The following is a 15,824-nucleotide window of genomic DNA, read 5'->3' as shown; positions in this document are numbered from 1 at the left end:
TATTTAGATAGGTCAGTGTCACTAAGTGACTTCATTAGAAATCGTAACATTACATTGTAGCTTAGTCAATATTGAAATTATTATTTTATAATAATTACTATAAATTATTATTTGTTCATCGCTGCAATGATCAAATCGCCCATTGCCTCGGTGCCGATTGCCTTGCTCTTGTCAACCGCGATATCGGTTGTGCGGTGTCCGGCATCCAGAACATTCTTCACCGCATCTTCAATCAACTGCGCCGCTTCATGGTAGCCGAACGTCAGGCGGAACATAAGCGCAACGGAAAGAATCGTAGCGATCGGATTGGAGATGCCTTGTCCGGCAATGTCAGGCGCCGAGCCGTGAACCGGCTCGTACAGGCCGAAGCTTCCTTCTCCGAGGGAAGCCGAGGAGAGCATGCCGATCGAGCCTGTCAGCATTGCGGCTTCGTCGCTCAGAATGTCGCCGAACATATTTTCCGTTACGATGACATCGAAGCTGGAAGGACGGCGAAGCAGCTGCATCGCGCAGTTGTCGACAAGCACATGCTCGAGCTCGACATCCGGATATTCCGGAGCGATCCGGTTAACCACTTCGCGCCACAGACGGGACGTCTCGAGGACATTCGCTTTATCGACCGAAGCCAGCTTCTTGCGGCGGGTTTGGGCGATTTCGAACGCTTGACGCACAATGCGCTCCACTTCCGTTACATTGTATACGCAGGTATCGACCGCTTCTTGACCGTTTGCTCCCTCGCGGCGGAATTTCTCGCCGAAGTAGATGCCGCCCGTCAGCTCGCGCACGACGATCAGATCCGTTCCTTCCAGTACTTCAGGCTTCAGAGTGGAAGCTTCCTTCAAGCAATCGAATACGTTCGCAGGACGGATGTTGGAGAATAGTCCGAGCGCCTTGCGGATCCCGAGCAGCCCCGTCTCCGGACGCAGCTCCTTCGAATTGTTGTCCCACTTCGGACCGCCTACGGCTCCAAGCAGGACGGCGTCGGCTTTCTTACAGATGTCGAGCGTTTCCTGCGGAAGCGGCGTGCCTTTCTCGTCGATGGCGATCCCGCCGAACAAGCCGTGCTCGATTTCGAACTGGTACCCGAACAGCTCCTCCGTTTTCTTCATGACTTTAAGCGCTTCGCCTACTACTTCCGGGCCGATTCCGTCGCCCGCGATGACTGCGATTTTTTTTACGTCTGCCATTATGATTTGACACTCCTTCTTTTCGTTCAAGGCCCGCATCGGGATGTGGACGTTCGTATCCGTCTGCCAGGCCTTTGATTATTATTCTCATTCTATCATAAGTTGTACCACATTTACGTCCGTAAGACAAAGATATGAAAGCTATGATTTTTATAGGTTAGATTTATAAGTGGGGTTTGTCTTTGGCTGCCGCCTTCACTGCCGACCTGATCCTGTCGATCGCTTCCTCTGACAGCAGCCCTTCCGGTTCGGCTTGAAGCCGCTCCTCCGCTTCCTTGCCCTGCCAGCGGCTGTTGACCCATGTAATAAGGAACGATATGGCGCCCAGCACGACGAATATAATCATTTTGTAAAAGGTATCGCTGTTCGCCATATCGAGAAACACGGCTTTAAGCGACACGATTACAAGCAAGGTCGAACCAAACCAGCGGAACATCCGCTGCCTGCTGTAAGCTCCCCACACGAAGAGAAGCAGCGCATACAGCCCCCACACGACAGACAGCGTAAGATTCAAGCTGCCTGCAATGTCATGCTCTTCATACAAACTTGTAATTTGAAGCGTCAGCAGTCCGCCGACCACCCAATGGGCAAAGAGCGCGTACACATTGGCAAAGACTGCGTTCGTCTGTTTATCCGCTATGCGATACTGGACGGAACGTGCACAGTAGAAACCGAATGCAGCGATCGCGATCCAGGCCACGGCACCGCCGTTCAAGAACGGTACGAACGTGCCAAACCAATTCAGCCTCGGCACATCCCATGACTCGACGAACCAATACATGCCGGTGCACAGCCAGATCAGCGTCGCAGCCCCTTTAATTATATCGGAGCGCAGCTTGCTGCCGATAGCCACCAGGCTCCACGCTATAACCGCCCATACGTATACGCCGATCATCGGACGCATTTCCGAGCCGCTGCCGAGACCGGACAAGCCGAGCAGCAGCGCCAATCCTCCAAAACCCGCATGAACGGTAAACGACAGACTCTTATCTCCTTCACGGCGGTAAACGAAACCGGCAAGGGACAGATAGAGCAGCCCGATCACGGTAAGGACGATCGTCACCTGGTTACGGCCATCCAGCAGAAAGGATGCCCATATGCCGAACAGTACCGTATTAGCGAAACTGAAATAGATATTCAACCCGGCAAAGCTGCACTTTTCCTTCCATGCAGCCGCATAGAACGCTATCGTATAGAACAAGAACGCCGCCACCGCATAGCGCACCGGCATGCTCCACCAGCCGCCAAGCTCCGGATCCATCTGGAGAAAATATACCCCGTACAAGATCCAGGTCAGGATAAAGGCGGCCGTCCGCAGCTCCACCCAAGACTTCATCAAGCTAATCGAGAAGAATGCCGCATTGACGACAAGCAAATAGAGAAACAAGGTAAAGATCTGATCCGTATCCGGCCGCATAACGAGCGGCGCGAGCATAGCGCCGCCAAGGCCAACCGCCATCAGCATCCGCGAGTTGTAAGAGTAGGCGATATAGGAGATGCCCGCCGTTATGGCGCACATAACCAGCATCACGATGAGCGAATCCCACAAGGCGGTATACACGCCCGCGTAGGAACAGGTGGAATACCAGACGGCGGCGCCGAGGCCGGTACCGATCTCTCCGGCCATTCGTTTGCTTCCTGCGGAATTTCCGCCGCGGCCGAAGCCGTATAAGGTAAGGCCAACGGCAGCGAAAGCCGCGCCTGCCAGAAGGCCGATGCCGATTTTGATCGGATCGGTTAATAATCCCTGGTCCGAGGTGTACTTAAACAACGTTAATAACGAAGCGAGCATAAACAGCGATCCGACGAATGTCGTCCAATGCTTCTTCCATACATTCAGCATGCTTTGGGCCTCCCGCTTGAGAACAAGTATTAGGATCTGATCCTTAATCCTTATTTTACTCAGCCAGCGGCTGCTCAATAGTACCAACTTTCCCTGGTACCGCGAACCCGCGTTCCCAACCCGAATGCATGCTGCAAGCATAGAGCATTAGAACAATCCCATATCCTTCGCCTGCTTGGCCGCATCCTTGCTGCTCTTCCCGCCCAGCTTCCGCAAGATGTTATTGACGTGATTTTTCACTGTGCGCAGCGACAGGAATGACTTTTCCGCAATCTGAGATTGGCTGTAGCCCTCGTTGATCATGGATAGAAGCTGAACCTCCGCAGGCGTTATCAACCGTTTGAACTTATCGATCTCATATTCCTGCTCGACGGCCTTGAGACGGCGGAATTCCTGCAGCATATGCTGCGCGGCCGCCGCATCGATCGCAGAGCGGTCGGCGGCCGCCTCTCGGACCGCCGCCGGAATATCGGCAAAATCCGATTTCACGATATAATTAACGGCTCCTGCACGGAAAGCTTCCACGACGAATGACCTGTCCTCCATGGAGGTCAGCATGACGATCCGCGCACCTGTAGCGGCGGGGAGCTCCCCGGCCAGACGCAGCCCTTCCGGGCTGTCGGCCATCATAATATCCAGCAGGATGACATCAGGCTTCGTTTCGGATGCCAGCGAGAGCGCCAGCTCCGGCGTGTCCGCTTCCGCCGCAACCGTAATGTCGTCCTCCTTATTCAAATAAGCCTTCAAGCCTCTCCGCCAATCGGGATCATCCTCCACGATCATGACCCGGATCCTTGTGCCGCTCATTACAAAACCCCCTATATAGAATGAACGAACTTCTGCCCGCTCAGCGGTTTGCGTTCAATCTTTCGATCAAACGATATTCTTATTGCATCCCGCTTTTTACCGCTGGAAAATAAAACGTCACCTCGGTGCCCTTACCCAGCTCGCTCTCGATTCGCAGCTCTCCGCCCTGCCGGTTCATCAGCTGATAACAATACGCCAGTCCCAGACCGAAATTCATCGTTCTGCCGCTCTTCGTCGTGAAGAATGGCTCCATCACCTTGCGCAAATGACTCTTGTCGATTCCGCATCCGTTATCCCGAATAGTAATTGTGCTTCCGCGCTTGCCGCTGCGTACGTGAATGCGGATCTCCCCGCCGCCCGGCATCGCCTCGACCGCATTATTCAAAACATTGCTTACGGCTTCGGCCGTCTGGGCAGGGTCCGCGTTGACCGTTGCATGCTCGTCGTACTCCGCATAGACGCGAATCCGATCACCGCTCCGCACCTCGATTGCCCCGGCCTGTTCCCGTACCAGATCCGCCAGGCGCAGCCTCTCCGGCGTAAGGCGCAGCTCCTGGGTCCGGTCATGCACGCTGAGGATCATCGCTTCAATATGGCTCGTAGCCGCTGCGATGACGCGAATATCCTCGCGCAGCTCGGACATCCCATCCGCTTCCGCAGCCTGTTCGATTTTGTGGCTGAACAATTTAATCTTCCCGATGTCATTCTTAATCGCATGATTAAGCATCGCGGTACCGCTCGTAATGGCGCGTAGGGAATAATTCATTTGGCGGCACTCGATCAGCAGCTGCACGCCCATGAAGCCGAAGTTGAACAATGCCACGATGAACACGGCGAAGGCGAATGCAATCGGCCATACATTGTACCGCCACATCCGATAGATGCCAAACAGCGGCATGACATTGTTCATCGTCAGGGCGATAAGAACGGCGGGCAGAACCGCAGCAACGACGACAAGATGGGCTTTTCGCTCAGCCGGATTCATCCCCCGTTTACGGAGGAGAAGCGCGCCTCCGATCAGCGTATAGGGAATGGCCCATACAGCCAGCAGATTATAATGAACCGGGTACTCCTCCGTAATCGGAAGCGCCAGCATCCCTACCGGCAGTACGAGCGCTGCATAAGGGAGCACGCGTGCTGCGGCGCCCGGAATTGCTCCCTTATTATATGCAGCGGCAAAACAAAGGAAGCTATAGGGCAGTCCGTAATAGCTCATCCAGGAGCAGCCGCGCTGCGCTGCGCGCAGCCATCGCTCGTGGATGTCCGTGATACGCCCCTCTTCTGCCAGCATTACAATAAAGCCTTCCATTACAGATGCCAATGCGCCGAACCCTCCGCATAGCGCCAATAAGCTGAGCCAGCGCATAACCGGACTCTTCCGGTTCGCAACCAGCAGGAGCCCTGCGGAAAGCCAGAGCGCAATCCATACAAACAGCATGCTTATTTCGTCCCCCGTGTCATATCCATTTGCCTTATTATAGCATGGGATTCTCGTTCAACGTGACAACAAGTTCGAAATCGCCCACACGTCCGGCCTCCATATTTTGGTGATTTCATCCGCACGCAGAACCTCCATTGAAAATTGACTGAACGTTTTTCGCCGTCCTCTTCTCCGAAGTCATTTTCTTTGCCTGAACAAGCGTACGCCTTCTGTCTGCTGAGCTTACAAAAAAAAACGCCTCCCTGTCGCCTCCTGTCCGGTTGACCGGTACGAGAGGTGCGGCGGGAGGCGGCGGACTCGAAACGGATGTACTGCCGCTTCGACTTCTTCCACAACGGTTACGGCCACCTGTTATCAGATAGGCCGATCAGCCTTAAATTAGATCAAGCTCAATTTGTCGCGGCGTCCTGGTGATTTGCGCTTCTCGATGAGACGATTGAGCGCATCGGTATACGCGCGGGCGCTTGCTTCCAGAATGTCCGTGCTCAAGCCGCGGCCTTGCGCGGACACGTCATTCTGTTTCAGCACGACATGCACTTCGCCCAGCGCGTCCTTGCCTTGCGAGACGGATTTGATGGAGTAGTCCTCCAGTTCGACCGTTTCGCCGGTCGCCATATCAATGGCGTTATAAATCGCATCGACGGAGCCGTTGCCTTCTGCGGACTGTTCTTTCGAACCGCCGTCCGGCGTACGGATGGTTACCGTCGCGCTTGGTACCGAACGGTTGCCGTAGACGACATGAATCGTCTCCAGCGAGAACACCTCCGGCGTATCGACGAGCTTCTCCTCGAGCATGGCCCGAATATCCTCATCGCTGACGTTCTTCTTCTTGTCGGCCAGATCCTTGAACTTGGCGAATGCCGCATTCACGGATTCCTCGTCCAGCTCGTAACCGAGATCGATCAGCTTCTCGCGGAACGCATGACGGCCGGAGTGCTTGCCGAGTACGAGCTTCGATTCTCTCAATCCGATCGTTTCCGGCGAAATAATCTCGTACGTCGTTTTCTCCTTCAGCATGCCGTCCTGGTGAATGCCCGACTCATGCGCGAACGCGTTCGCGCCGACGATGGCCTTATTGCCAGGAACGACCATCCCTGTCAGCTTGCTCACCAAACGGCTCGTCTTCGCGATTTCCGTCAGCTTCAGCGATGTCTTCGCACCGAAATATTCGGCGCGCGTCTCCAGCGCCATGACCACTTCTTCGAGGGATGTGTTGCCGGCCCGTTCGCCAATCCCGTTGATCGTGCCTTCGATTTGATCGGCGCCATTCAGAACCGCTGCCAGCGCATTGGCCGTCGCCATGCCGAGATCGTCATGACAGTGGGCGCTTAGCTGGATTTTCTCAATGCCCGGCACTTCCGATTTCAGCGTTTTGAAGATCCCGCCGAATTCCACAGGCGTCAGATAACCGACCGTATCCGGTATGTTCACGACCGTTGCGCCCGCGCGAATAGCCATAGCCGTCACTTCGCACAGGAAGTCGATTTCCGTACGGCCTGCATCTTCGGGAGAGAACTCGATTTTGTCAAAATAACGCTTCGCATAACGTATTGCCTTCTCCGCCGTTTCAAGGACCTGCTCCTTCTCCATGCGCAGCTTATGCTTCCGATGGATCGGCGAGGTGGCCAGAAACAGATGGATGCATGGATCCTCCGCGCCTTGCAGCGCTTCGCGCACCGCATCGATATCCTGCTCGCGCGAACGGGACAAACCGATGATCGTCGCTCTCTTAACCGCACGCGCTACTGCGTTAACCGCAGCGAGGTCTCCAGGAGACGCAGCGGGAAAGCCTGCTTCGATCCGGTCGACCCCGAGCTTCTCCAGCTGCAGGGCGATCTCGACCTTTTCCTGCGTATTCAAGTTGACGCCGGGTGATTGCTCGCCGTCACGGAGCGTCGTGTCGAAAATATATATTTTGCGCATCGCTAGCACCTCCATGAACAGAATCATCCCGAAGTGGCGAAACGCCCCCGCATAAGCGTCGATCGCTTATACGGGCGCGGTTCGCGACAATCCGGGATTGCATACATACCTATTCTATTAATCCGCCTTTATCGGCAGACCGTTATTATTTCTTGATCCAGTGCATCAATTCACGAAGCTGTCCGCCTACTTGCTCGATCGGATGCTCAGCTTCATTGCGGCGGGTAGCCGTCAGCATAGCACGGTTGGATTGGTTCTCCAGGATGAAGTCGCGTGCGAAACGTCCGGATTGGATATCTTCCAGAACCGCTTTCATCGCTTTCTTCGTTTCGTCCGTTACGATGCGTGGTCCGGTCACATAGTCACCGTATTCAGCCGTATTGGAGATCGAATCGCGCATCGAAGCAAGGCCGCCTTCGTACATCAGGTCGACGATCAGCTTCAGCTCGTGCAAGCACTCGAAGTAAGCCATTTCTGGCGCGTAGCCTGCTTCAACCAACGTTTCGAAGCCTGCTTTAACAAGCGCGGATGCACCGCCGCACAGTACGGCTTGTTCGCCGAACAGATCGGTTTCGGTTTCTTCGCGGAACGAAGTTTCGATAACGCCTGCGCGGGTACAGCCGATACCTTTTGCATATGCAAGACCGATCGCTTTCGCGTTGCCTGTTGCATCCTGCTCGATCGCGATCAGACCTGGAACGCCGAAGCCTTCCACGTATGTGCGGCGAACCATGTGGCCCGGCGATTTAGGAGCAACCAGCAATACGTCCGTATCTTTGTTCGGAACGATTTGTCCGAAATGAACGTTGAAGCCGTGGGAGAACATGAGAGCCGCGCCTTTTTTCAGGTTTGGTTCGATCTCTGCTTTGTATACGCTGGCTTGCGTTTCATCCGGCATCAAGATTTGTACGACGTCTGCGACTTTAACTGCTTCGCCAACGGAAAGGACTTCAAAGCCGTCGTTCTTCGCTTTGTCTGCGGATTTACCAGGGCGCAGACCGATAACAACTTTCAAGCCGCTGTCGCGAAGGTTTTGTGCTTGTGCGTGGCCTTGGCTGCCGTAGCCGATAACAGCGATCGTTTTGCCTTGCAGTACGCTTTGGTCTGCATCTTTTTCATAATACAATGTAACTGCCATTTGGAATGATGCCTCCTTTAAATTGGGACCCTTTTGAGCGGGTGTTGAAGGAGAGAAACGTTATATACATCTGCATGTCGGCTTCCCTCGCTTGAACTCCCGCTCAAAGCGGGCGATTCTCCTGCTTCTTGCTTTCTTCAACTTCATGGACAAGCCTTGCAGCTGCTTAGCCGGATGACGGCGCATCCGCCGTCATCTTAGCTCTTTGCGTTCTTATCGCGCGTTGCCGCGAACCATCGCGGTTACGCCGGTGCGGGACAGCTCGCGAATGCCATACGGCTTCAGGAGCTCGGTCATTGCGTCGATCTTCTCGGAATCGCCGACAACCTGTACCATCAAGGTATGCGTGCCGATATCGACGACGGCTGCGCGGAAGGTTTCCACGACGCCCAGAATTTCGGGCCGTGCCGATGGCTCCGCATTCACCTTGATCAGCGCAAGCTCGCGGCCAACCATCGGATTCGAGCTGAGATCCACTACTTTGATGACATCGATAATTTTGTACAATTGCTTCGTGACCTGCTCCAGCGTCTTGTCGTCGCCGCTAGTCACGATCACCATGCGGGACAAGCCGGCTTCCTCGCTTGCCCCGACGGTGATGCTTTCAATGTTGAAGCCGCGGCGTCCGAACAAGCCGGAAACACGCTGCAGGACGCCGGGCTGGTCGTTCACAAGAACGGCAATCGTGTGCTTCTTCATTCCGAATCCCCCATTAACATATCATCGATCGTGGATCCTTGCGTAACCATCGGATAGACGTTCTCGCCCTTGCGGACGACGAATTCGACAACGGCCGGACCCGGATGGTTCATCGCTTCGATCCATGCAGTACGCGCTTCTTCTTTGTTCGTGGCGCGGAAGCCTTTGACGCCGTAGGCTTCTGCCAGCTTGACAAAGTCCGGGCTGCCTGCCAGATCGATGTGGCTGTAGCGATTGTCATAAATAATTTCCTGCCACTGGCGGACCATTCCAAGCACCTGATTGTTAATGATAGCCACTTTGACCGGAATGTTATTGATCGCACAAATCGCTAGCTCCTGCGCGCACATCTGCATGCCGCCGTCGCCGTTAATGGAGACGACGAGCCGGTCCGGATGCGCCATCTGCGCGCCGATCGCCGACGGGAATCCGAAGCCCATCGTACCGAGGCCGCCGGACGTAATCCAAGAACGCGGCTGATTGAAGCGGTAATATTGTGCCGCCCACATTTGGTGCTGGCCGACGTCTGTCGTCACGATCGCTTCGCCCTTCGTCTCGTCATGGATCATCTCTATGACCCATTGAGGCTTCAGCTCCACGTCGGAATCGATATACTTAAGCGGCTTTTCCTGTTTCCATTGCGCCGTCTGGGCACGCCATGCATCCGCCTTGCTTGCCAGCTGGGCATCTTGGTTCGCGACCTGAAGAACGGTCTTGATATCGCCGACAATCGGGATGTCCGTCGGCACATTCTTGCCGATCTCGGCCGGATCGATATCGATATGGACGATCTTCGCATGCGGGGCGAAGCCGTTTAGCTTCATCGTCACCCGGTCATCGAAGCGCGCGCCGATATTAATAAGCAGGTCGGAGCCTTGTATCGCTTTATTGGATGCGTACGTTCCGTGCATACCCGGCATGCCGAGCCACAGGTCGTTACCGCTTGGGAATGCGCCAAGTCCGAGGAGGGTTGTCGTAACCGGAATCCCCGTCTTCGTAATGAATTCATGCAGTTCTTCGTGACCGCCGGAGTAGACGACCCCGCCGCCTGCCAGCACAACCGGACGCTCCGCTTCTTCGATCGCCTTGAGCATCTTGTCGACCTGCAGCTTGTTCGGTGATACCGTCGGGTGATAGCCGCGGATGTTGACCTCGGTTACCGGCTTGAACAGCGTCGTCTTCGCCGATACATCCTTCGGAATATCGATCAGTACGGGACCTTTGCGGCCTGTATTGGCAATATAGAAAGCCTCGTGAATGACACGCGGCAAGTCTTCCACATCGCGCACCAGGTAGCTATGCTTGGTAATTGGCATTGTAATGCCGGTAATATCCGCTTCCTGGAAAGCGTCCGTCCCGATAAAGTTCGTTGCGACGTTGCCCGTAATGACGACAAGCGGCACGGAGTCCATATAAGCGGTTGCGATCCCCGTTACAAGATTCGTTGCACCCGGACCCGATGTTGCGATACATACGCCGACTTTACCACTCGCCCGCGCATAACCGTCGGCGGCGTGGATGGCGCCTTGCTCGTGGCGGGTCAGCAAATGGTGAAAATCAGAGAAACCGTGCATAGCGTCATAGATGAACAACACCGCACCGCCGGGATAACCGAAGACGCAGTCCACGCCCTCTAACACTAAACTGCGAAGCAGAATTTCCGAACCGGTAATAACCTCGGGCTTCATCAGCTTTTCCATTATTTCTTCTTTTGACCTTAACGTTGCACTTTGCGCGACCATCAGTCGTCCTCCTCTCTAAGAACAAAACAAAAAAAACCTTCCAATCCCCGATGCCTTAACAGCATCCAGGGACGAAAGGTTTAGCTTCCGTGGTACCACCCAACTTCGTTACATGCCTCACAGCATGTAATCTCAATAGGTAAGAACGCATGCACGTAAAACGTTCATACCTTGGCACATTAACGCGTGCCCCGCGATTCTCCCTAATGCGACCGTTCGTCTTTTCAGGAAAACAGCTCCGAGGTGAGCTCGTTGGAAAGGGGTTTTGGCGACGGTTGCAGCAAATCCGTTCGCTCTCTGAGCAAAAGAGCCCTTAACACTTCGTCCTCATCATAGCCGATGAATTATTAGCTTAAAACATATTATATGCTTAGAAATTCCGTTCGTCAAGGATTAGGATACCAGCATCAGTAAAAAGTTATGTAACCTTACGCGCACGGCGATCTATCTTTCTACATACGATACAGCATCCAATACAGAAAGCGGGATGAAATGCTATCGCACTCATACGAGAACGCCGCTCCCGCACGGATGACGCCGAGATCATCCGGCTAATCCGGACGGAGCTGATGCCTCTGTCGTACACCGCCAATCCGCGCGACGCCAAGGCCATCCGCGAGCTTCCGAAACGGCTGAGCCAAGGGGTCACCTTCGTCATTTCCCGCACGAAGACGAGCATGCCCCTTGGTTTCCTTCACCTGTATGTGAACGGTGACGTAATTCAATACGACATGCTCGCCGTACATCCCCGGCATCGAGGCAAACAATGGGGCAAAATGCTTATGGCGCGCGGCGAAGCATATGGCCTATCCAAATCGTGCACGATAGCCCGGTTATTCGTGGACGACGGCAACGACAAAGCCAAGCGAATGTACGAGAAACTCGGATACGTGACCGTTCGTTATTATCCGGACGTCCGCTGCTATGAAATGATGAAGATACTTCCGACAGCTTCTTCTTGACGGTTGAGTTTTCTTAGATGATTACGTTCTCTCGCTAGAACAATCCGTTGTTGTATCCATAGCCTCCAGGTACGCCATAAGGTCCCACAGGACCAGCAGGGCCGACAGGACCAGCAGGGCCGACAGGGTCAACTGGCCCGCCATAAGGCGGACAGCACTGATTATTGAAACCTCCCGCGTATGGCGGGCAGCCGCCGCCGCAGCCGAACCCTCCGCCGAAACCGAAATACGGAAGCGTACCGATCGCGAGCAAATCAAATAAAACGAGCGGCAGGATCGCCTTCGTTCTGACTATCTTTCCTTTATCTATGCCTTCCGGCTGCAAAATGAGTTTATTCTGATGGAGACGGACGAGTTTGCCCGAGGCAACGGAACCGTCCTTGCGCATTACGTAGACCGTCTTGCCAATCAAAGACTTAACTTGCTCTTTGGAGACGCGCTGCATGCGTATTTCCTCCTTCTCCCGTTATTCTATACTGTATTCGGGATATGCATGCCCGGCCTGTATAGTTGTCTATACAGGAGGGAAAATAGGCCGGCGCTGCAGCGCGAGTCTTCATGGGGTGCTGATCGAACAGACAACAAAAAAAGCGCCACCCTGCGAAGGGTAGACGCTCTTTGTTATCGCGTAATTACGCGTTTGCTTTCTCTTTTGCGATGCTTGCAAGCGAGTTGAATGCATTGATGTCGTTAACGGCTAGGTCAGCGAGCATCTTGCGGTTCACTTCAACGCCGGCTTGCTTCAAGCCGAACATGAACTTGCTGTAGGACAAGCCGTTCTGGCGAGCCGCTGCATTGATACGTACGATCCACAGCTTACGGAAGTCACGTTTCCGTTGACGACGGTCACGGTAAGCGTAGATCAAGGATTTCATGACTTGCTCTTTAGCGGTTTTAAATAAGCGATGTTTGGAACCGAAGTAGCCTTTGGCCAGCTTCAAAATTCTTTTGCGACGACGTGCACGGACGAATCCGCCTTTAACTCTTGCCATAAGTAGTACCCTCCTGAATGTTGGATGAACGTATTATCTCCGTAACCGGATTATTTAAGGTTGGACAGGCCTTGCTTCAAGCGACGAACGTCGCCTGCCGCCATCAGCGGCTGCGTTGCAAGAACGCGTTTTTGACGAGCGGATTTACCGGAAAGCAAGTGGTTTCTGAACGCTTTGTAGCGTTTCACTTTGCCAGTACCCGTAATTTTGAAACGGTCTTTCAAGCTGCTGTGCGTCTTCATCTTCGGCATTTGGTGATCCTCCTCAAGAAATTCTTTAGTTAGTAGTTTTCGGTGCCAAAATCATAATCATGCTGCGGCCTTCCAACTTCGGATGACGCTCGACAACACAAATATCGGCAACCTCTTTCGCCAGCCGGTCAAGAATACGCTGACCGATCGCGGCATGCGTAATTTCACGGCCGCGGAAGCGGACGGAAGCTTTCACTTTGTCCCCTTCGCCAAGAAACTTCACGACGTTGCGGTACTTCACCTGGTAGTCGTTTTCCTCAATGTTGGCGCGGAACCAAACTTCCTTCAGATCCACGATCTTCTGGTTCTTCCGCGCTTCCTTCTCTTTCTTCTGCTGCTCGTAACGAAACTTGCCGTAGTCCATAATCCGGCATACCGGCGGTTTCGCAGTCGGCGCAACGTTCACGAGATCGAGGTTCAAATCGACTGCCATCTGAAGTGCATCCCTTAAAGGCTTAATTCCAATCTGTTCGCCTTCAGCTCCGACGACGCGTACTTCCCTCGCCCGAATCTCGTCGTTGATTTGATGTTCCCTGCTAATAACGTGCCACCTCCAAAATTGTTCTCATATATAGCGCCAGAAGGCGCAGGCTCAAATAAAAAATGCGAGCCCAGTTGGGACCCGCATTCCATTAACCAAGATTGTCGGCATCTCAATCATCGCGTGCTCGCGATGCTGCCAGTTCAATTCTTCGGTCGCATACCAGCCGGCAGTGCCGGGCAGGTGAGAAGCGGGCGCTTCTGCTTGTGCGTTTAGTTGATTCATCAATCGTACCGACTTACTATAGCACAGCACTCTATATGATGTCAACACAAACCTATGTAGAAAACCTTGCATCCTTGATCGCTTGATCCCCATTGACCGTTCGCTTGCCCGTTCTTTGATCCACCGCGTTAGCGTCTCAACGAACATAACAAAGGGAGTGGTCTCATCCATGATGGCTTGAGACCGCCCCCTTATGCTTGTTCACGCGCGATTAAATATCCGCCGGTGCCCCGAAAGCTACTCTTGAGGATGGATATATTCGTTCGGGATTTCCTCACCTTGATGATTATTGTTCTTGAACAAGCTTTTGCGTCCGTTCCGGAATTCGCCGCCATGCACGTTGGAGTTGCTCTGGCCGTTGTTGTCGCTGCCTTTGTTGCGGTTCCGGTTATAGTTGGCATTGCGTGACATCGTCTTCCACCTCTCTGCTTCAAGCATAGATCGCCTAAGCGCTCCCTTGTAGGTTCTGGAGCAGGGGCCGACTTTATGCATCGCAAAGGGGGCTATCGAAGATTGCTCGTGCTATACCTGCTTGCTTTGTACCTCTTCCAGACGAATGACGCGCGTATGCTGCGTATGGCTCCATTGCTTGTTGTTCTGCGTGAAGAACGCGTAGAACGTAATCGGCAGCCATGACAGCTGGAAGAAAATCATCGAGAACAGGTGCCCGTACATTTTCCAGGACTTCACGCGTTCCAGCATCATGACGAGCGGGAACATGACGGCCGCCAAACTGATGGCAACGACCGCTACCCAACTTGGCAAGTATTGATATATCGAGACGAATGCATTCTCCGCTGGAATGATGTTATCGATCCAGATCATCGCGGTCGCGATAAAGCCGAAGAACGTCGTATACACCGAAGCCGAGTATATCGCAGCGTCGAATTTAACCAAGCTGCGTTCTTTGATGCTCGCCCATAGGAGCGGGAAGAAATAGTGCCGCGCTACGGTAAAATGCCCCTGCATCCAGCGCAAACGCTGGCGGGCAGATGCCTTGAAGGTAAGCGGCTTCTCGTCATATACCTTCGCTTCGTAGTTCAGGACCGGGTGAATGCCGCGTTTGACGCAGCGCATGGAAAATTCAAGATCCTCTACAAGGCTTGTTGCGCCCCAGCCCATTTCCTTGAGCAGGCCCGATTCGAAGCACATGCCCGTGCCGCCGAGGAAATTGGCCATTTTCAAGTTGCGGCGGGACAGCTGCCACAGCCGGTTGCAGTACCAGTACGTAATCCCGTAGGATGCCGTTACCCATGAATCGTCAGGGTTCTTCGTATCCAGATAGCCCTGAATGACTTGATGTCCGTCGCACAGATCGTTGTTCATATGCTTCAGGAAATCGGTTTGAACCAGGTTATCCGCATCGAACATGACGATTGCGTCGTACTGGCGCGGCATAGCCCATAGTTCCTTCAGCATCCACTCGATCGCATGGCCCTTGCCGCGAAGATGCGGGTTATTCCGCTCGCATGCATGGACGCCGTGCTTGCGGGCAATATCCGCCGTTCCGTCCGTACAGTTATCGCAAATCACGAAAATATCGTAAAGTTCCTTCGGGTAGTCGAAATTTTTGAGGTTTTCAATCAGCGCGCCGACGACTGCCTCTTCGTTATGGGCTGCGACGAGGACGGCAAACGATTTTTGCGGTTTGTGCTTAAGCTCCTTGCGTTTTCTTACGATTCCAAACAGGGCAAGACCGAACTGGTACACGCCGACAAAAGCCAATAACACTTGAAGCGCGACTAATATTACGTTAATCATATACAAATACTGCCCCCTTGAGACCCCATTTTTGATACTCTCTCTGTTTTTTTAATTTTTTGTGTCATGCTGCCCGTTAATCGTCGGCTTCTTTATTTTTTAGCCACGACCATACTGATTTTCCACACATTGAGTCAATTTGTCAAAAGCGTTATTTTCGCCTTTAACGCCGGAAGTGCGATGAAAATCGCTTGCAAAGCGCTTCCACCTGCCCGAAGCCTTGTTTTTCAGTCACCCTGGTCTTATTTTCTTCCTTTTACGTAAAAAACATAACACATCCCCTTGACGAGTCAGCGGTAAAAAAGGTTTTAA

15 protein-coding genes are annotated in these 15,824 nt (G+C 53.4%); 1 reads left to right on the top strand and 14 read right to left on the bottom strand.

The genetic code is table 11. The features are described from left to right. Window positions 1-107: 107 nt before the first annotated feature. The 8 genes from leuB to ilvB form a co-directional block, all read right to left on the bottom strand. Entirely contained in the window at window positions 108-1,187 is a 1,080-nt protein-coding gene (gene leuB, locus L1F29_RS06655; protein ID WP_258387552.1) for a 3-isopropylmalate dehydrogenase, read from the bottom strand. Window positions 1,188-1,350: 163 nt separating this feature from the next. After that, window positions 1,351-3,030 (bottom strand): DUF2339 domain-containing protein, encoded by a 1,680-nt coding sequence (locus L1F29_RS06650; RefSeq protein WP_258387551.1) that lies wholly within the window; start codon window positions 3,028-3,030, stop codon window positions 1,351-1,353. 147 nt (window positions 3,031-3,177) lie between these two features. Then, window positions 3,178-3,837 carry a response regulator gene (locus L1F29_RS06645; RefSeq protein WP_258387550.1) on the bottom strand — a complete coding sequence of 220 codons (660 nt, stop codon included), beginning with the start codon at window positions 3,835-3,837 and terminating at the stop codon, window positions 3,178-3,180. Between the two features lie 79 nt (window positions 3,838-3,916). Then, window positions 3,917-5,275: a sensor histidine kinase gene (locus tag L1F29_RS06640; RefSeq protein ID WP_258387549.1), complete on the bottom strand. Its 1,359-nt coding sequence runs from the start codon at window positions 5,273-5,275 to the stop codon at window positions 3,917-3,919. A 381-nt stretch (window positions 5,276-5,656) separates the two neighbouring features. Next, a complete protein-coding gene (locus L1F29_RS06635; protein ID WP_258387548.1) occupies window positions 5,657-7,201 on the bottom strand; it encodes a 2-isopropylmalate synthase in 1,545 nt (514 codons plus the stop codon). Window positions 7,202-7,346: 145 nt separating this feature from the next. After that, window positions 7,347-8,339, bottom strand: coding sequence for a ketol-acid reductoisomerase (gene ilvC / locus L1F29_RS06630; RefSeq protein WP_258387547.1), 993 nt, complete (start codon window positions 8,337-8,339; stop codon window positions 7,347-7,349). Between the two features lie 213 nt (window positions 8,340-8,552). Continuing rightward, window positions 8,553-9,038, bottom strand: coding sequence for an acetolactate synthase small subunit (ilvN, locus tag L1F29_RS06625; RefSeq protein WP_258387546.1), 486 nt, complete (start codon window positions 9,036-9,038; stop codon window positions 8,553-8,555). Beyond that, the gene (ilvB, locus tag L1F29_RS06620; RefSeq protein ID WP_258387545.1) at window positions 9,035-10,780 is read right to left on the bottom strand and encodes a biosynthetic-type acetolactate synthase large subunit; all 1,746 of its coding nucleotides are present in this window, start codon (window positions 10,778-10,780) and stop codon (window positions 9,035-9,037) included. The genes ilvN and ilvB overlap by 4 nt, the downstream gene beginning before the upstream one ends. 569 nt (window positions 10,781-11,349) lie before the next feature. Between ilvB and L1F29_RS06615 the strand changes: the two genes are divergently transcribed. Then, entirely contained in the window at window positions 11,350-11,742 is a 393-nt protein-coding gene (locus L1F29_RS06615) for a GNAT family N-acetyltransferase (protein WP_258387544.1), read from the top strand. A gap of 34 nt (window positions 11,743-11,776) precedes the next feature. Here L1F29_RS06615 and L1F29_RS06610 read toward each other — a convergent pair whose 3' ends face one another. From L1F29_RS06610 to L1F29_RS06585, 6 genes are all read right to left on the bottom strand, one after another. Further along, window positions 11,777-12,187, bottom strand: coding sequence for a hypothetical protein (locus tag L1F29_RS06610; RefSeq protein WP_258387543.1), 411 nt, complete (start codon window positions 12,185-12,187; stop codon window positions 11,777-11,779). Window positions 12,188-12,374: 187 nt separating this feature from the next. Next, complete coding sequence (gene rplT / locus L1F29_RS06605) at window positions 12,375-12,734, bottom strand: 50S ribosomal protein L20 (RefSeq protein ID WP_258387542.1); 360 nt, start codon at window positions 12,732-12,734, stop codon at window positions 12,375-12,377. Window positions 12,735-12,784: 50 nt separating this feature from the next. After that, window positions 12,785-12,985, bottom strand: a complete 201-nt coding sequence (gene rpmI / locus L1F29_RS06600; protein WP_258387541.1) for a 50S ribosomal protein L35 — start codon at window positions 12,983-12,985, stop codon at window positions 12,785-12,787. Window positions 12,986-13,010: 25 nt separating this feature from the next. Next, on the bottom strand, window positions 13,011-13,508 hold the full coding sequence (gene infC, locus L1F29_RS06595; RefSeq protein WP_258389628.1) for a translation initiation factor IF-3: 498 nt from the start codon (window positions 13,506-13,508) through the stop codon (window positions 13,011-13,013). 480 nt (window positions 13,509-13,988) lie between these two features. After that, window positions 13,989-14,162 carry a hypothetical protein gene (locus L1F29_RS06590; protein ID WP_258387540.1) on the bottom strand — a complete coding sequence of 58 codons (174 nt, stop codon included), beginning with the start codon at window positions 14,160-14,162 and terminating at the stop codon, window positions 13,989-13,991. Window positions 14,163-14,273: 111 nt separating this feature from the next. Next, entirely contained in the window at window positions 14,274-15,512 is a 1,239-nt protein-coding gene (locus L1F29_RS06585) for a glycosyltransferase family 2 protein (protein ID WP_258387539.1), read from the bottom strand. Window positions 15,513-15,824: the final 312 nt, after the last annotated feature.

The sequence above is a fragment of the Paenibacillus spongiae genome (assembly GCF_024734895.1).
GTDB lineage: Bacteria > Bacillota > Bacilli > Paenibacillales > Paenibacillaceae > Paenibacillus_Z > Paenibacillus_Z spongiae.
The sequence above is the reverse complement of the archived record's forward strand: the minus strand, read 5'-3'. Positions and strand labels throughout refer to the sequence as shown.